The 17,186-nt window shown below is 60.3% G+C and carries 17 protein-coding genes; 8 read left to right on the forward strand and 9 right to left on the reverse strand.

What is annotated here, in order from left to right; genetic code table 11:
• From WA943_RS09985 to WA943_RS09995, 3 genes are all read left to right on the forward strand, one after another.
• Nucleotides 1-253: hypothetical protein (locus WA943_RS09985; protein ID WP_424469727.1), on the forward strand; the 253-nt coding region annotated here is incomplete at its 5' end.
• Nucleotides 254-341: 88 nt separating this feature from the next.
• Nucleotides 342-2,477, forward strand: a complete 2,136-nt coding sequence (locus WA943_RS09990; protein ID WP_424469728.1) for a TonB-dependent receptor family protein — start codon at nucleotides 342-344, stop codon at nucleotides 2,475-2,477.
• Between the two features lie 11 nt (nucleotides 2,478-2,488).
• Nucleotides 2,489-3,034 carry a YcnI family protein gene (locus WA943_RS09995; RefSeq protein ID WP_424469729.1) on the forward strand — a complete coding sequence of 182 codons (546 nt, stop codon included), beginning with the start codon at nucleotides 2,489-2,491 and terminating at the stop codon, nucleotides 3,032-3,034.
• A gap of 69 nt (nucleotides 3,035-3,103) precedes the next feature.
• On the opposite strand, the gene WA943_RS10000 is transcribed toward WA943_RS09995, so the two are convergent.
• Nucleotides 3,104-4,294 carry a deoxyguanosinetriphosphate triphosphohydrolase gene (locus WA943_RS10000; protein ID WP_424469730.1) on the reverse strand — a complete coding sequence of 397 codons (1,191 nt, stop codon included), beginning with the start codon at nucleotides 4,292-4,294 and terminating at the stop codon, nucleotides 3,104-3,106.
• 89 nt (nucleotides 4,295-4,383) lie between these two features.
• On the opposite strand from WA943_RS10000, the gene erpA reads away from it, so the two are divergent.
• Nucleotides 4,384-4,746: an iron-sulfur cluster insertion protein ErpA gene (gene erpA / locus WA943_RS10005; RefSeq protein WP_424469731.1), complete on the forward strand. Its 363-nt coding sequence runs from the start codon at nucleotides 4,384-4,386 to the stop codon at nucleotides 4,744-4,746.
• 2 nt (nucleotides 4,747-4,748) lie between these two features.
• Here the strand turns inward: erpA and WA943_RS10010 are convergent, their stop codons facing one another.
• Entirely contained in the window at nucleotides 4,749-5,108 is a 360-nt protein-coding gene (locus WA943_RS10010; RefSeq protein WP_424469732.1) for a hypothetical protein, read from the reverse strand.
• A 144-nt stretch (nucleotides 5,109-5,252) separates the two neighbouring features.
• Here WA943_RS10010 and xth point away from each other — a divergent pair, with 144 nt between their 5' ends.
• The gene (xth, locus tag WA943_RS10015; protein ID WP_424469733.1) at nucleotides 5,253-6,035 is read left to right on the forward strand and encodes an exodeoxyribonuclease III; all 783 of its coding nucleotides are present in this window, start codon (nucleotides 5,253-5,255) and stop codon (nucleotides 6,033-6,035) included.
• On the opposite strand, the gene WA943_RS10020 is transcribed toward xth, so the two are convergent.
• Nucleotides 6,032-7,540, reverse strand: a complete 1,509-nt coding sequence (locus WA943_RS10020) for a M81 family metallopeptidase (protein ID WP_424469734.1) — start codon at nucleotides 7,538-7,540, stop codon at nucleotides 6,032-6,034. The genes xth and WA943_RS10020 overlap by 4 nt on opposite strands.
• Nucleotides 7,541-7,598: 58 nt before the next feature.
• Between WA943_RS10020 and WA943_RS10025 the strand changes: the two genes are divergently transcribed.
• Entirely contained in the window at nucleotides 7,599-7,979 is a 381-nt protein-coding gene (locus WA943_RS10025; protein WP_424469735.1) for an EthD domain-containing protein, read from the forward strand.
• A 4-nt stretch (nucleotides 7,980-7,983) separates the two neighbouring features.
• Here WA943_RS10025 and WA943_RS10030 read toward each other — a convergent pair whose 3' ends face one another.
• Complete coding sequence (locus WA943_RS10030) at nucleotides 7,984-8,736, reverse strand: tetratricopeptide repeat protein (protein ID WP_424469736.1); 753 nt, start codon at nucleotides 8,734-8,736, stop codon at nucleotides 7,984-7,986.
• Between the two features lie 142 nt (nucleotides 8,737-8,878).
• On the opposite strand from WA943_RS10030, the gene WA943_RS10035 reads away from it, so the two are divergent.
• Nucleotides 8,879-9,964, forward strand: a complete 1,086-nt coding sequence (locus WA943_RS10035; protein ID WP_424469737.1) for a Zn-dependent alcohol dehydrogenase — start codon at nucleotides 8,879-8,881, stop codon at nucleotides 9,962-9,964.
• 148 nt (nucleotides 9,965-10,112) lie between these two features.
• The gene (locus WA943_RS10040; protein ID WP_424469738.1) at nucleotides 10,113-10,475 is read left to right on the forward strand and encodes a DUF2852 domain-containing protein; all 363 of its coding nucleotides are present in this window, start codon (nucleotides 10,113-10,115) and stop codon (nucleotides 10,473-10,475) included.
• Nucleotides 10,476-10,708: 233 nt separating this feature from the next.
• Here the strand turns inward: WA943_RS10040 and WA943_RS10045 are convergent, their stop codons facing one another.
• From WA943_RS10045 to WA943_RS10065, 5 genes are all read right to left on the reverse strand, one after another.
• Nucleotides 10,709-11,155 (reverse strand): hypothetical protein, encoded by a 447-nt coding sequence (locus WA943_RS10045; protein ID WP_424469739.1) that lies wholly within the window; start codon nucleotides 11,153-11,155, stop codon nucleotides 10,709-10,711.
• A gap of 107 nt (nucleotides 11,156-11,262) precedes the next feature.
• Nucleotides 11,263-13,986, reverse strand: a complete 2,724-nt coding sequence (locus WA943_RS10050) for a valine--tRNA ligase (protein ID WP_424469740.1) — start codon at nucleotides 13,984-13,986, stop codon at nucleotides 11,263-11,265.
• Nucleotides 13,987-14,124: 138 nt separating this feature from the next.
• Nucleotides 14,125-14,838, reverse strand: coding sequence for a DUF2497 domain-containing protein (locus WA943_RS10055; protein WP_424469741.1), 714 nt, complete (start codon nucleotides 14,836-14,838; stop codon nucleotides 14,125-14,127).
• A 106-nt stretch (nucleotides 14,839-14,944) separates the two neighbouring features.
• Complete coding sequence (locus WA943_RS10060; RefSeq protein ID WP_424469742.1) at nucleotides 14,945-16,345, reverse strand: TolC family outer membrane protein; 1,401 nt, start codon at nucleotides 16,343-16,345, stop codon at nucleotides 14,945-14,947.
• Nucleotides 16,346-16,514: 169 nt separating this feature from the next.
• Complete coding sequence (locus WA943_RS10065; RefSeq protein ID WP_424469743.1) at nucleotides 16,515-17,168, reverse strand: protein-L-isoaspartate O-methyltransferase family protein; 654 nt, start codon at nucleotides 17,166-17,168, stop codon at nucleotides 16,515-16,517.
• Nucleotides 17,169-17,186: the final 18 nt, after the last annotated feature.

The following is a 17,186-nucleotide window of genomic DNA, read 5'->3' on the forward strand; positions in this document are numbered from 1 at the left end:
GATGCAGACCACGATCTGCGCTGGCGGCGAGATGATGGAGATCTATCTCGATGCCGACGGCAAGCCGGTCAAACCGGCTCCTGTCGATCGTCACGACTGCACGTCCTGCGTCAGTCATTGCGCCGCGCTCGCCATCGCCGTCTTCTCGACAGACGCGCCGCGCTGGCTCGCCACCTTTGTGGCTCCGGCCTTACCCGCCACCGTCTTCAGTTATTTTCTTGCCAGCGTTCATCCACGCGGCCCCCCTGCCTGACAGGCAAGCTTCCATCACACATGAAGTTTAATTGACGTCGAACGCCGCATCGCGCGCGTCCGGCGTTCGTCACCTGTCAGAGAAACACATGAAAAGAAACGTTTACCGCGGCCTCGCGACGGCCGCTGCCGCGCTTTTTTCGGCATTTCCCGCTTTTGCAGACGAAGCGCCCGCCGTTGCACTCATGCCCATCACGGTTCAGGGCGACCAACCGACGCCGCTTGAAGGCCTCGACGCGCGCAACGCGAAGCCCGGCACCCTCACCTCGCCCGGCGTCAAGGACATGCAGCGCGAACTCGCCCGCATGCCGGGTGCGGTCGGCATCGTTCCCGCCGACACGTTCAAGGACAAATACGCAGCCAACCTTGAAGACACATTCACCTTCTCGCCCGGCATATTCGCGCGCAAACGCTATGGGCAGGAGGTTCGCCTCTCGATCCGTGGCGCGGGCCTCAGCCGCGGCTATCATCTGCGCAGCATCGAGCTTCTGCAGAACGGCGTCCCGCTCAATGACGCAGATGGCAGCGGCGATTTTCAGGAAGTCGATCCGCTGATCCTTCAACATATCGAGGTCTATCGCGGCGGCGACGGCTTGCAATATGGCGCGGCCTCGCTTGGCGGCGCGATCAATCTGGTCACGCCGACAGCCCATACGGCGACGGCGGAAAACCTCTTCCGCGTCGATGGCGGCAGCTTCGGCACGATCCGCGCACATGGCGAAGTGGCGCGCATCATCGATAATGTCGATTTCTTCGCCTCGCTGACCGGCCTCACTTCCGATGGCTATCGCGATCACAGCAAGGAAAAGACCGGGCGCTTTGCCGCCAATCTCGGCTACCGCCTCAATGACGATACCGAGACGCGTTTCTATCTGAACTACAATTCAGTCGATCAGGAATTGCCGGGCACGCTGACGCTCAACACGGCGCTCACCAACCCCACCTCAGCCTCGGTCGGCGCGACAAGCGCACCCACCGGCAACCAGCAGCGCAATGCCCGCTCGCTGCGTTTCGCCAACAAGACCACCTTCGCCATTGGTGACGACGGCAAGCTCGATGTCGGCGTCTATGGCGGCTATCACTCCCTCTTCCATCCGATCTATCAGGTGCTCGATCAGGGCAGCAGCAATGTCGGCGCCTTCACGCGATACAGTGATGAAGGCATGTTGTTCGGCCACCGCAATGTCGTGACGGCGGGCGTTCGTTACGGTTACACGGCGCTGACCGGAAACAATTACGTCAACAAATCCGGCAATCGCGGCGCGCTGCTTCAAGAGAGCACGCAGATTTCGACGACCGCGGCGATCTATGCGGAGAATGCTTTCTATGTCGTGCCGACTGTCGCACTCGTGACCGGCCTGCAAGGCATCAACGCCACGCGCGACTATAAAACGACGCTTGCGGCAACCGGCATTCAGAAAAGCGACGATGCCGATTTCACGTCACTCAGTCCCAAGCTCGGCCTCCTCTGGGATATTGCCCCCGCCGCGCAGGCTTATGCGAATGTGACGCGGAGCTATGAGCCGCCGATCATGAGCGACCTCACACAGACGCTCGGCGCTGGCACACAGTTCACGCCGATGGACCCGCAACGCGCCCTGACCTTCGAGGCGGGCACGCGCGGCACGCTCGGGCTTGCCGCCTGGGATGTCGCGATCTATCGCGCAAAGGTCGAAGACGAGCTGGTCAACTTCACGACCAGCCCGAGCATTCCTGCTGCAACCTTCAATGCACGCAACACGCTTCATCAGGGCATCGAAGCCGCTCTCTCGCTCGATGTCGGTGCGCTCGTCCTGCGCAGCGCGATGCCCGAAGGCGACAGGTTCATCTTCGAGCAGGTCTATACATGGAGCGATTTCCGCTTCGAAGGCGATGCGACCTATGGCGACAACAAGCTCGCCGGTGCCGTGCCGCATGTTTACGTTGCAGCACTTCGCTATCGCTCCGCCAGTGGCTGGGACATAGCGCCGAAGCTCGAATGGGTGCCGGATGGCGGCTATGTCGATTATGCCAATACGCAGAAAGCGCCCGGCTACGCGACGCTCGGCCTCGAAGGCGGCATCGACATCACCAAAGGTCTCCGTGTTTTTGCCGAAGGCCGGAACCTCACCGACAAGCGCTACATCGCCAGCTATACGACCGTCACGAGTTACGTTCCCACACAGGAAATTTTTTATCCCGGTGAAGGCCGCAGTGTCTTCGTCGGCTTCACTGCATCATTTTGAGGAGAACGCCAATGAAACGTCTCTTTCTTATCGCAGCCGCAAGCATGGCTCTTGTTTCGCTTTCCGGCACCGCATCGGCCCATATCACGCTTGAAACCGGCATGTCGTCATGGGGCTCCTACTACAAGGCAGTCTTCCGTGTACCGCATGGTTGCGATGGCGCGGCGACGACCGGCATCTCGGTCGAGATTCCCGAAGGCGTCATTTCCGTAAAGCCGATGGAAAAATCCGGCTGGAAGATCACCACCGTTGTCGGCAAATATGCCAAGACGCTCAAGTCTCACGGCAAGCCGATCACCGAAGGCGTGAAGACCGTCGACTGGAGTGGCGGCTCGCTCGCCGACGACCGCTATGACGAATTCGTCTTTCTGGCACAACTGCCCGACGACAAGGACGTCATGCGCATCTTCTTCCCGGTCACGCAGACTTGCGGCGCAAAGACTGTGCGCTGGAACCAGGTCCCCAAGCCCGACCAGAGCCCGCACGACCTGAAGAACCCCGCGCCCTATGTCGATCTGATGGCGCCGCATGACGGCATGGAAGGCATGCACCACTAGCTGCGAGCCGCAAAAACAGTGTCACTCCGGGCTTGTCCCGGGGTGACATTTTCTTTGAAGCAGACGTCGTTACGCCCGCGGATCTTCGAGATTGACCAGCCGCCTGTGTTCTTCGATGGCGAATTTATCGGTCATGCCCGCGATGAAATCGCAGACGCGGCGCGATGTCTTCATTCCGCGCACGCCGTCGCATCCCTGCTGCCATTCAGGCGGAAGCAGCTCCGGCTCGGCATGCAGCAACTCGAAGAGATCGCGCACGATGCGCTTTGCCTTGCTCATCGAGCGGTTGACGCGGTAGTGGCGATACATGCGCTCGAAGAGGAATTTCTTCAGCGTCGCATTATGCGCGCTCATCTCGCTTGAAAAGCTGACCAGTGCCGAATTCAGCGCCCGCACATCCGCCGCCGATTGCGGATTCGCCGCCGCGATGCGCCGCTTCGTTTCGGCGATCACATCGCCGATCATGCTGCCGATGAGGCGGCGCACGGATTCATGGATCACGCGCGTCGTTTCCAGACCCGGATATTGATTGATGACCGCGCGAAATGCATCGCCGACATGCGGCAGGGCGAGCAAGTCCTCGATGGTGAAAAGCCCGGCGCGCAGCCCGTCATCGACGTCGTGATTGTTATAGGCAATGTCATCGGCCAGTGCCGCGACCTGCGCTTCCGGTCCCGCGAAAGTCGCCAGTTCCAGATCCTGCGTTTCGGCATATTCGACCAGCGCGCGCGGCAGGTCTTCCACCCGCGTCGTTGCGGTCAGGATCGGGCCGTTATGCTTCACCAGCCCTTCAAGCGTTTCCCATGTGAGGTTCAGCCCGTCGAATTCGGCATAGCGATGCTCGAGCTTGGTGACAATGCGCAGCGTCTGCGCATTGTGGTCGAAGCCCGCAAAACCCGTCATGCAGGCATCAAGCGCATCTTCGCCCGCATGGCCGAAAGGCGTGTGACCAAGGTCGTGCGCCAGCGCCAGCGTTTCGGCGAGGTCTTCATCGAGCCCCAGCACGCGGCTGATCGAGCGGGCAATTTGCGCCACTTCCAGCGAATGGCTGAGCCTTGTGCGGTAGTTGTCGCCCTCGTGATAGACGAAGACCTGGGTTTTGTATTTCAGTCGCCGAAATGCGCCGGAATGGATGATCCTGTCGCGATCTCGCTGAAAAGCCGTGCGGGTCGCGCTTTCAGGTTCGGGAAAGAGCCGGCCCCGGCTTTCCTCGGCTCGGGTGGCGTAAATGGCTGTCGCAGCAGGGTTTGTAAGGGACAAGGAAACCTCTGTTTGAAATCCAGGGTCGGAATGCCTAAATCTCTGATAGGCTATAGCCAGTATGGCTCCAGAGTGAAAGCGGACCTTTTATGAGCGAAACGCTGACCGAGATCATGCCCGGCACCGGTAAGCCGATCACAATAACGGATCGTGCTGCACATCGGGTTTTGGAAATCCTGAAAAACGAAGGTGAAGGCGTCGTCCTGCGCGTCTCCGTTTCGGGCGGCGGCTGCTCGGGTTTTCAATATGGCTTCACGCTCGACGACACGCGCGCCGCAGATGACCTTGTGCTCGAAAAGGCCAATGCGACGGTGCTGATCGATTCCGTTTCGGCAATGTATCTGGAAGGCTCGGAAATCGATTTTGTGGACGACCTCATCGGTTCGTCCTTCAAGATCGTCAATCCGAACGCCACAGCCTCTTGCGGCTGTGGCACCTCATTCGCGCTCTGACCTCAGAAGAAGTTGACGGTCGGCCCGTAGGTATAGAGGCAATAGCCGCCAATCGAGGCAAGGGGCGACAGCAGCAATAGCGACATGGCCATCTTGTCGCGAATCACGATTCCCACGATCGATGCGAAAAGCGCGATAGCCGGCACCCAGACGCCAAGCGCAGCGACAAGCCAATAAGTGCTGAGTTCCTGCGGCGTCGTGACCGAAAGGCCCTGCACGGCGATCATTCCGTGCACAAGCGCCATAAAGCTGGCCAAAACGCCGACAATGCAGAGAAGACAACGCTGCGAAAGATTTTCCGGCGAAGTATATCGCCGACCCATCGTTCTGGCGCTCATACGCGCCGCAACCCGTGTACCCATTTGCACTCCCTCCCCAGAGCGAACAAATAGCGATGAGTTATGCTGAACCTTGGGGGACTGTCCGTCAATTCCCTTTTAGCGTCATGGGTTCAGGGCACCAGGTCATGTTATGGTTCCTCACACCTCATCAAGATCACGGACCTCATGAAAATCGCCTCTTTCAACGTCAATTCGCTTAAAGCCCGCATGGGCAATCTCAAGGACTGGCTGAAAGAGGCCGATCCCGACGTCGTCTGCCTTCAAGAGACCAAATCTACCGACGAAACCTTCCCGCGCGGAGAGATCGAGGACCTGGGCTACAACCTCGCGATCCACGGCCAGAAGACCTATAACGGCGTCGCAATCCTCTCCAAGCGCCCCATTGAAGACGTGACCATCGGCCTGCCAGAAGGCGATGGCGACGATCATGCGCGCTATATCGAATGCGTCATTCCGGTCGGCGAGACGGTGCTGCGCGTCGCGTCGATCTACTTGCCGAACGGCAATCCCATCGGCACGGATAAATTCACCTACAAGCTCGCCTGGATGGATCGCCTGAAGCGCCATGCGACAACGCTTCTCGCTTACGAAGAGCCGCTGGTTCTCGCCGGCGACTACAATGTTATTCCGACACCGGACGATGTTTACGATCCGAAGGCCTGGGAAGGCGATGCGCTTTATCAGCCCGAGAGCCGCGCGAAACTGCGCGAACTCATCAATCTCGGCTTCACCGATGCGTTTCGCGCCTGCCACAGCGAGCCGCATCGCTACACGTTCTGGGATTATCAGGCAGGCCGCTGGCAAAAGGGCCAGGGCATCCGCATCGATCACCTGCTGCTTTCGCCGCAAGCAACGGATCGCCTCAAAGCCTGCGACATCGATCAGGAAATTCGTGGCCGCGAAAAGCCCTCAGATCACGTGCCGATCTGGGCCGAACTGGAATTCTAGGCGAAAGCCTTGCCCTCCGGCATCACGCGCACGCCTTTGCGCAAATGCTTGTAATGCAGCTTTGCCAGATCAGCCGTGTTGGGGCCGGGGCTTTCGACTACCAGCACTTCGCGCGCCAGCGGCCCGAAATCGGCACGGAAATGCACTGAGCTTTTCACGACGAGAATGGCAAGCCGCGTCGGATCTATGCCGATATGGCGGAGCATCTGCTGGTCCGCGCATTGCGCCTTTCGCGACGCAACCACAATCTCGACGCCGCCATGGCGAAGCCGCGCCGTGACGCCGAGCGACATGCGCGAGCCGCCATAGAACGGCCCGGTCGCCAGAAATTCGCCGTCGGTGATCTTCACCACATCGAATTCCGCGTCGATCGGCTTTTCATCCGCGCCGCCCGTTTTCGCGCCGAGCTTCAATCGCACATGCGCGCCCTCGCCCGCTTCTGCCGCTTGCGCCGCTGATTCCGGATCGAAGAGCACGCCAAGCGCCGCGCGTTGTGCGTTCTGCGCCAGCAACTCCGCCAGCACGCCGACCGTGTCGCCATTGCCGCCTGCGCCGGGATTGTCCTGTGTGTCGGCGAGGATGATCGGGCCGCCATTCGCCGCCGAATTTGCAATCGCATAAGCGACAGCCTCGCGCGGCTGCCACAGCTTTTCGCGGAAGTCCTTTTCACTCGCGAGCACAGCGGCCGCAATCTTGTCGGCAGCTTCCGCCGCCGCCGCTTCCGTGTCGCCATAAGCGATGATCGACGGGCTGCAATCCTTGATGTCGGCGGGCGGAAATCCTGTGGTCAGCGAAATCGAACTGACGCGGCCATTGCCAAGCACGGCGCCATCAAAGTTTCCAAGCGCGCGGTAGAGATGCGCAGCCGGTTCGGTCAACGTGCATTGCGCGGTCAGCGGAATCAGATAGTCGATCTTGCGAAGTGCCTTTGCCTGTCGCGGCAGTCCTGCAAATATCGCATCGAGATGCGCTGCCGCTCGCGCGCCCGTCTCCACCATATCGACATGCGGATAGGTTCGATATGCGATCAGCGCGTCGGCATTGGCGACCATTTTTTCGGTGACGTTGGCGTGAAGGTCGAGGCTTGCGACAATCGGAATCTTGCTGCCGACGACGTGGCGCACACGGGCAAGTATCTCGCCCTCCCCGTCATCGAAATGATCGCAGACCATCGCGCCATGCAGATCGAGATAAACGGCATCGATCGAACCGGCCGCTTTCAGATCATCGATCAGCATGCCCGTAATGCGTTCAAAGGCATCTTCCGTCACATGCGCCGACGGCGTTGCCGAGCACCAGACCAGCGGCACCAGCTCGTGTCCTGCGGCTTGCGCGGCGTCAATGAAGCCCGCGACGGGAATGTTCATCCCCCTGAATGTGTCGAGCAGGGCCGGACCGCGCTGCAAGGACGGCCATGAATCCGCCTGCGCAAATGCGGCGAAGTCCGCTTTCGAGGGCGCAAACGTATTCGTTTCGTGCTGAAATCCGCCAACCGCTATGCGCATGAGCTACTCCAGAGGTCTTGCTATCAGGATACTCTAACGAAAATTGGGAGGACGACCGATGATAAAGATTACCTACTGCCTGACCCGCAAGCCCGGCATGACGCCCGAGGCGTTTCAGCACTATTGGCTCAACATTCATGCGCCGCTCGTCGCCCGCCATCGCAAGGCGCTGCGCATTGCGCGTTACGTTCAGCTTCACACCGGCACATTCGACGCTACCGATGTGATCCGCATGAGCCGCGTCGGCGGCAAGCTCGAAAATGCACCCGCAATCTATGACGGTGTCGCGCAGCTCTGGTGGGCAACCGCCGAAGACCTCGCCGCCAGCACGCCGGAGGCGCTGGCCGCCGGACGCGAACTTCTCGAAGACGAAGCGAAGTTCATCGACTTCACAAAATCGCCGCTCTGGTTCGGCGAAGAGAAAGTCATCTTCGGATGAGTTTCTAGCTCGCGCCGTACTTCGTCATCCATTCATCCGCAATGCTCTTGGCTTCGTCCTTCTCACCAGCCTTCATGCGCTTGCCATATTTGTCCATGGCGTCGTTAACGCGCTTGCCTTCAGCCTGATCCGCAAAGCGGCTGGCGAGTTCGATATATGACCAGCCCAGAACGCGATCGGGATTGACGCCCTCACCTTCGAAGTGAATGCGCGCAAGCTCCAGAAGGCTCGGCGCGTGATGCTTCTTCGAGGCGAGGATCAACCAGCGCATGCTCTCGCTGCGATTGGCGGGCGTCCCGAGGCCGCGGCGATACATATCGGCGAGATAATATTGCGACTCCGGCCATGATTCCGCGGCGCCCTTCTCGAAATTCTCCAGCGCCTTTTCATAGTTGCGCTTGATGCCCAGCGCCTTGTTGCCATCGCGATAGATGAGGCCGACCTTCACGCCTGCCTGCGCCTGTCCGGCGGCAGCCGCCACCTGATAATAGTGGAACGATGTCGCGGCGGATTGCTCGACGCCGCGTCCCTGCTCGTAAAGCTGACCAAGCAGATAGGCCGCCATCGGATGGCCGCCATCGGATGCCTTTTCCCAATCGCCGACGGCGCCTGCGATATCGCCGGTGCGATAGGCTTCGATGCCGCTCTCAAATGCGGAATTGGCCGCCTGTGTCGGGCTGGCGATCACAGCCCCCGTCATTGTCAGCGTCATTCCGAGCGAGGCGACGAGAGCGGCAAGGCTTTTGCGAACGGTCATAGGCAACTCCGGTTGGTCGGGCCGATATTCTGGCACAAAGCGGCTCTTTGCACATTGACCATATAGGGAGCCTCGGGCCAACATCCCTTCAATCCGGCATTTTGCACATGAACGAAAACCGGTCTCAGGGAAGGACGAAAACATGAAAGCCGCCGTACTGCGCCAGGTGAGAACCCCGCTTTCCATCGAAGATGTTCAGATCAACAAGCCCGGCCCCCACGAAGTGCTGATCCGCACCATGGCTGCGGGCGTCTGCCATTCCGATCTGCATTTCGTGGAAGGCTCATACCCCTATCCGCTCCCCGCCGTGCTGGGTCATGAATCCGCCGGCATCGTCGAACAGGTCGGCTCGGAAGTGCGCACCGTGAAGCCGGGCGATCACGTCATCACCTGCCTCTCGGCTTTCTGCGGTCATTGCGACCATTGCCTGACCGGCCACATGTCGCGCTGCGTCAGCCCCGATACGAAGCGCGGCAGCGATGAAGAGCCGCGCCTCGGCAATGCCGTCGGCTCGATGAACCAGTTCCTCAATCTCTCGTCCTTTGCCGAACAGATGCTCATTCACGAGCATGCCTGCGTCGCGATCCGCAAGGATATGCCTTTCGACCGCGCGGCCCTCATCGGTTGCTCGGTGACGACGGGCATCGGTGCGGTGATCCACACGTCCAATGTGCGCCCCGGCGAAACCGTTGCCGTGCTCGGCTGCGGCGGCGTCGGCCTCGCGGCAATCAACGGCGCGGCAATTGCTGGCGCAGGCCGCATCATTGCCGTCGATATGCAGGGCTCGAAGCTCAACCTTGCCAAGCAGTTCGGCGCGACCGATGTTGTCAATGCGAAAGACGGCGATCCCGTGCAGCAGGTCCTCGAGTTGACGAAGGGCGGCGTTCATCACTCCTTCGAAGCCGTCGGCCTCAAGCAGACCGCCGAACAGGCCTTCCGCATGCTCGCGCGCGGCGGCACGGCGAACATCATCGGCATGATCCCGGTCGGTGTGAACATCGAGCTGCATGGCGCGGACTTCCTTGGCGAAAAGCGCATTCAAGGCTCCGTCATGGGCTCGAACCGCTTCCCCGTCGACATGCCGCGTTTCGTCGACTTCTATATGTCGGGCAAGCTGAAGCTCGACGAGATGATCTCGCGCCGCATCAAGCTCTCGCAGGTCAACGAGGCTTTCGACGAACTGAAAAAGGGCGAACTCGCGCGCTCCGTCATCGTCTTCGACGCCTGACCCATAATTCCGTAGCAATGGTGAAATGGGCGGCCTGCGGGTCGCCCGTTTTTTTGAGTCTCACATGGCCTGCGACGCCTTGACGCGGGGGCAATCGATATTACCTGAATCGGGCGTTCAATCTGAGCCTGACGAAGGGGACTAGCCAATGCCCACTGTTGCAATGCTCGACGACTTGCCGAAAGGCGCATGGATTGCCCTCATGGTGATCGGCTTCATCCTCTTCTGGCCGGTCGGTCTTGGAATTCTTTTCTATTTGATCTGGAGCGGAAAGATGCAGGCATGGAAGCGTGAACACGGCTATGGCTGCTCATCCGCAAAATTTCGCCGTCACGGCTCGACCGGCAACTCCGCCTTCGATGCCTATCGCGACGAGACGCTGAAGCGCATGGAAGAGGAGCAAAAGGCTTTTGGAGAATTTCTGGAACGCCTACGCCGTGCGAAAGATCAAGCCGAGTTCGACCAGTTCATGGCCGAGCGCCGCGCGCAAGACAACGCAACCAGCGTGTAAGTTTCACGGCAGCGAACGACTTGGGGCGGCTCAATGAGCCGCCTTTTTTTCCCCGTGCCTAACGTCAATCAGAAGTGTCGTCCCGGGACTTGTTCCCGGGACCCATCTGACTCTCTGATCGCTGCAACGCTTCATGGATCCCGGGAATAAATCCCGGGATGACGTTACTGGATTACTCGAGCGCCCTTAAGCCGCGCCCTCCAGCACCTTCAGCGCCGACAGCAACTTCGCACTCAATTCGTCAGCGCTGCCGATTTATTGTCGCCCGGCGTCGTCGGTGCCAGCGAGGCTGAAGGAGTCGTTGCAGCAACATCCGGCACGAGCGTTATATTCACGTTGCCATCGTATTTATTGTCGGCGCCCGTCGCCGAATCGATGCCCCAACCGATGAGTCCGCCGATCAATACGTTACCGACAGTGGCTCCCGCGACATCCGAGTGATTGTTGAAGCTGGCAGTTTGATAACCCGCTTTTGAACACTCGATTGAAATATCGTGCTTTGATTTCTCGATCAGAGCCGCGCCCGGCGTCGGATTGACACGTCCAATAACGCCACCCTGGCGCTTCAACGCGCAATCGGCGCCAGCCGGATTTGTGTTGATGTTGATCGACTGCGATCTGCCTTCGACAATCGTTGAGCATCCGGCCAGCGCCAATGCGGCGCAGCCGAGCAAAACCAAGTGCTTCATATCGCCCCCCAAAAACGGCCCAGCCCCCGCCAGACCAACTAGAGGACTCTACCCGAAATCGTTGGGCAATCGAGCTATTTATGGCGATAACGGACTAATTAAGCCGCGCCCTCCAGCATCTTCAGCGCAATCGTCAGCTTCGCGCGCGCCGCTTCCGCATCGGCCTTGCGCTCGCGCTGCTCGTCCACAACTTGCTCCGGCGCAGATGCGATGAACTTTTCGTTGCCGAGTTTCGCATCGATCTTGCCGATCTCGCCGTCGAGCTTGCCGAGTTCTTTCTTCAGGCGAACGGTTTCAGCTTTCAGATCTACGACATCGGCAATCGGCAACAGCACCGTTGCTTCGTCCAGCACCATCTGAAGCGCACCTGCGGGCACCGTTTCCGTGACCTCGGCGGATGACAGTCGCGCGAGGCGGACGATCAGGTCCTTGTGTCGCGCAAGTCGCGCGAGATTGTCAGCACTCGCACCTTTTATCATCAGCGGAATCTTTGCGCCTGCGGGCACGTTCATTTCCGCGCGCACCGAGCGCACATCGGAAATGAGCCGGATCACCCAACCCATTTCGGCATCCGCCGCCTCGTCGCCAAGGCTTGTCAGCACCGGCCATGGCGCGGTGATGAGAAGCGTTTCGCGCTTCGGGCCCGCCGTCGTCGCCCACAGCTCTTCCGTCATGAAGGGCATGAAGGGATGCAGGATCAGCAATATCTGATCGAGCACCCACGCTGCCGTCGCGCGCGTTTCGGCCTTGGCCGCCTCGTCATCGCCCATCAGCAACGGCTTGATGAGTTCGAGATACCAGTCGCAAAAGACGTTCCAGACGAAGCGATAGGCCGAGCCCGCGGCCTCGTTGAAACGATAACCTTCAATCTCGGCAGTGATATTCGCAGCCGTACGCGCCACTTCACCGACGATCCACTTGTTGACGTTCTGCTTCAGCGCCTTGGGATCGAAGCCCTCGACGCGGGCGCATTCGTTCATCTCGCAGAAGCGCGCGGCGTTCCAGAGCTTGGTGCCGAAGTTGCGATAGCCCTCGACGCGATTGGTTGCGAGCTTGATGTCGCGGCCCTGCGCGGCCATCGCCGTCAGCGTGAAGCGCAGCGCGTCCGCGCCATATTCATCGATAAGCTTCAGGGGATCGATCACATTCCCCTTGGTCTTCGACATTTTCTGGCCGCGCTCGTCGCGCACCAGCGCGTGAATATAGACATCGTCGAAGGGCACTTCCTTCATAAAGTGCAAGCCCATCATCATCATGCGGGCGACCCAGAAGAAGATGATGTCGAAGCCCGTGACGAGAACATTGGTCCGGTAATAGCGCTTCAGTTCCGGCGTATCGTCGGGCCAACCCAGCGTCGAGAAAGGCCAGAGCGCCGACGAGAACCACGTATCAAGCACGTCTTCATCGCGCCGCAGTTCAACCTTGTGACCGAAATGCTTGTCGGCGGCGGCCTGCGCTTCCGCCTCGTCATAGGCGACGAAGATTTCACCGTCGGGCGCATACCAGGCCGGAATACGATGGCCCCACCAAAGCTGACGCGAAATGCACCAGGGCTGAATGTTGCGCATCCATTCGTAATAAGTCTTGTCCCAGTTCTTCGGAACGAATTTCGTGTCGCCCTTCTCCACTGCTTCGATGGCGGGCTTGGCGAGCGTCGCCGCGTCCACATACCACTGGTCGGTGAGATAGGGCTCGATGACGATCAGCTTCGACTTCTCGTCATAGGGAACCATGATCTTGCGATCTTCGATCTTGTCGAGAAGACCGAGCGCATCAATGTCCGCGACAACCTGCTTGCGCGCGGCGAAGCGATCAAGCCCACGATAGGCTTGCGGCGCTTCATCGTTGATCTTGCCATCCGGCGTCAGAATGTTGATCTGCGGAAGGTTGTGGCGCTTGCCGACCTCGAAGTCGTTGAAGTCATGCGCAGGCGTGATCTTCACCGCGCCCGAACCCTGCTCGGGATCCGCGTGCTCGTCAAAGACGATCGGGATGCGGCGACCAACCAGCGGCAGTTCCACAAACGCGCCCGCGAGATGCTTGTAGCGCTCGTCTTCCGCATTCACAGCGACGGCGGTATCGCCCAGCATCGTTTCAGGCCGCGTCGTTGCGACGATGATATAGCCGCGATCTTCCCAGGCGGTCGGCTGGCCCTCTTCGTCGAACTCGCTCGCATAGCGAACCGTCTTGCCGTCGGCCAGCGGATAGCGGAAATGCCAGAAGTGGCCCTTGACCTCGATGTTCTCGACTTCGAGATCGGAAACCGCCGTCTGCAATTCGGGGTGCCAGTTGACGAGGCGCTTGTCGCGATAGATCAGCCCATCGCGATGCAGCTCGACAAAGACCTTGAGCACCGCTTTCGACAGGCCCTCATCCAGCGTGAAGCGCTCGCGGCTCCAGTCGCAGGACGCGCCAAGGCGGCGAAGCTGGTCGATGATCGTTCCGCCGCTCTCGGCCTTCCACTTCCAGACGCGCTCGAGAAACGCCTCGCGGCCCAGATCGCGGCGGCGCACATTGCCCTCGGCCTCCATCTGGCGCTCGACGATCATCTGCGTCGCAATGCCCGCATGGTCGAGGCCCGGCTGCCAGAGCACGTCCTTGCCGCGCATGCGCTCAAAGCGGATCAGCAGGTCCTGCAACGTATTGTTGAGCGCGTGGCCCATATGCAGGCTGCCGGTCACGTTCGGCGGCGGGATGACGATGCAATAGGAGGGCGCTCCGGCCGCGGCACGCGCGGGGTCGGGCTGGAAAGCGCCGCTTTCTTCCCACTGGCGATAAAGGCGTTCTTCCACGTCCTGGGGGCGAAAAGTCTTGTCGAGCATAGGTTTGTGCCTGTTCAGAGGGGGCTGGCGCGTCCCGTCTTACAGCACGGGGCGGGCCTCTACGGCAAGCGCCCAAAACGCCGAAATCGGCGGCGCCTTGGGGGCGCCGCCGTGACCGTCGATTAAAACGTTAAGGTCTTAGCGGGGCCGACGCGCTACGCGCTCGATTTCCTCGCGTACGAGCTGCTCGACCAGGGTCGGCAGGTTCTGGTCCAGCCACTGCTTCAGAAGCGGCCGCAGAATGTCGGCGACCAGGTCTTCCAGCGTCTTGGAGCCGCCCGACGATGTTACCAAAGTGCTGGCCAGCGTGCCGAAAGCAGCGGATGTGGCGTTTGCCGCGTCGTTCGACAGGAGGCTGGATGCCGGGCCTGCGGCGGGGGCTGTTGAACCATAAGTCGGCTGAGTGCTCATCGCAGGCTCCTCAAAGGCAATATCTTCCTCGGGCTCGATATATTCAGGTTCGGGTTCATGGCGAGCCGGCTGATAGGGCGCAGGCTCGGCATAGGCTGCCACTGGCTCTGGAACATATTCGGGTTCCGGTGGTGCCACGGGCTCAGGCAGAGGTTCGGGCTCAAGCGGTTCGGTGAGTTCGAGAATCTCTTCCTCGTCGAATACGATATCCTCTTCCTCGAAAAGGGGCAGCGGCTCCGGCTCGGGTTGGGGCGTGTGCACAGGCTCTGGCTCCGCTGCCAGCTCCTCATATTCCTCCAGCTCATCCTCATAGGCGGGCTCAGGCGGCGGCGCGGCGTCCGCAGCCTCATCTTTGCCCCCGCTATCTTCGGAGATGATCCGGCGAATGGAGGCAAGAATCTCCTCCATCGTCGGTTCCTGTGCCGGGCCTTGGTTGCTCATGCCTTCATCCTGACGGTCGCGAATGCAATATCTTTAACTGACAAAAGCTTAGGAGAAGTTGACTGCAAAGCCAACAATCGCGCCGCCAGATGAAAGCCGAAACGTTTTATTCGTCCTGAGCGGTACCGAAGCCGATGGCCTTGTAATGGACATCGTCATAATTTTCCGCCGGATCGTAGTATTTTACCGGAAGCTGAAGCTGCTTGGCCGTGAGTTGGCCCGTTGCTGCCAGCAGGCCATATTCGGCCACGGCCTGGTTCCGCTGCGCCGTCACAAGCGTAACGCGAGCATTCAGCAGTTCCTGCTCGGCGTTCAACACGTCGAGCGTCGTCTGGGAGCCGACCTGCTCCTCCTGCCTCACGCCTTCCAGCGCGATTTCATTGGCTTTTACCTGCTCCTCGCTGGAGATGATGCTGGCTCGTGCCGAGCGAACGGCTTCCCAGGCGTTGCGGACATTCTCATCCACGGCGCGCTGTGCGGAGGCGATCTCCATCATCGACTGGCTGTGAAGCTGCTTTGCCTGACGAACGCGGGAATACTCGGCGCCGCCCTGATAGAGCGGCACAGTCAGTACACCGACGATCGAGGATTCATCGGCGACATTAATGCCGCTCGACGCTTCTCGCCCGTACTGGTACTGGGCCTGCACGTCGAAGCTCGGCAGAAGCGCGCCCTTGGCAACCGAGATCGCCGCACGGCTTGCGGCCTCGGCGTTGCGCGCTGCCTGAACGTTCGGATTGTTCTTGGCCGCCGCCTCGCGCGCCTGCGCTTCGCTCTGTGGCACTTCCGTGTTCGGCTTGGGGCGCTCAAGCGTGCCGGGCGCATGGCCGACGATCTTTGCGTAAGCGGCGCGGCTTGCGGTCAGTTGCGCCTCCGCCTGCGTCAGGCTGGTGCGCGCGCCGCTGAGGCGGGCTTCCGACTGCGCCACGTCCGTGCGCGTCAACTCGCCTACGCGGAACCGATCGCTGGTCGCTTCAAGCTGGCGCTTCAGGACTTCGATGTTGCTGCGGTTCAGCTCGACAACGCTCTCATTCGTAATCACGTCCATATAGGCCGCGACCGTGTTGAGCAGGATATTCTGTTCCGTGCTCGTCAGCGCATTGCGCCCCGCCTGCACGGTATATTCGGCCTGCTCGGTCGCGTTGACCGTCCGTCCGCCTGCGAAGATGTTCTGGTTCAGCGTCACCGCGCCGGTAAGCGGGTTGGTGTTTTGCGAGATGGTCGGCGAGCTGGAGGTGACTTTCGCCCTGCTCCGCGCTGCGCCATATGAACCCTGCGCCGTCACTGTTGGAAGCCAGCCGGACAAAGCCTGGGGCACCTGCTCGTCGGTGGCGCGCAACTGGGCGCGCTGCGCCATGAGGTCGGGGTTGCTTTGATAGGCAGCAGCCAGCGCGTCGGTCAGGTTCTCGGCTGATGCGGGTGAGGCAAGCAGCAAAGCGCTCAGCGCAACCGCGCTGGCGGCGTTCAGGGCAGCAAATTTCGCACACGTCCCAAAGGGTCGCTTCATCTTTATTCTCTCCGCAAAACGCGGCTTCGCCCCTCAACGCTTCCGCGACGTGTCATCGGTTCGTCCCCGGCAACTTACATATATGGATGCAACTGGCCAAGCCCTAGCCGCATGCTGGCTATGGTACCGGCAAATTGCACTCAACTGCGCGAGAAGAGAAAAAGCCCCTTCAGAAAACGAAACTCTCGGCGACTTCAAAGCTGGGCAGCGCGCGGACATTGGCGTCGAAGACAACCCGTCCGCTGACGGTTCCCTGCGCGCGAACGAAGAGATGGGCGTGCCCCACAGGGTCGCCACCGATGACGACGAGCAGCCTCCCACCCTCGGCCAACTGGCCAAAGAGGTGTTCAGGCTTAACGGGCACGGAACCATTGAGGAAAATCACCTCATAGGGCCCTTGTTTGGCTGCACCCTCGCGCAGGCTGCCGGTCACGACCGAAGCATTGGACACACCAGCTTCAGCCAGAGCCGCGGTGGCCGCAGCGGCAAGCGTCGCATCTTCTTCAAGGCCGACGACCGAGGCCGCGAGCTGCGCCAGAACGGCGGTCGAATAGCCCGTCGCACAACCGACATCGAGCACCTTGTCCGTGGCTGTCACTTCGGCAAACTGGCAGAGCTTGGCAAAAACACGGGGCTGCAGGAGATGGCGGCCGTTACCTATGGCCAGGTCTTCATCCATGTAGGCAATGCCGCGATTCGCTTCGGGCACGAATCGCTCGCGGGCCACTGTGCTCATCGCAGCGATCAGCCGCAAATCGGTCACGCCATTGCAGCGCACCTGGTTCTCGACCATGTTGATGCGGGCGGCGTTAAAATCGGTCATGGCGTTTCCTGAAGCAAT

It is taken from the genome of Parvibaculum sp., from assembly GCF_049651025.1.
Lineage (GTDB): Bacteria > Pseudomonadota > Alphaproteobacteria > Parvibaculales > Parvibaculaceae > Parvibaculum.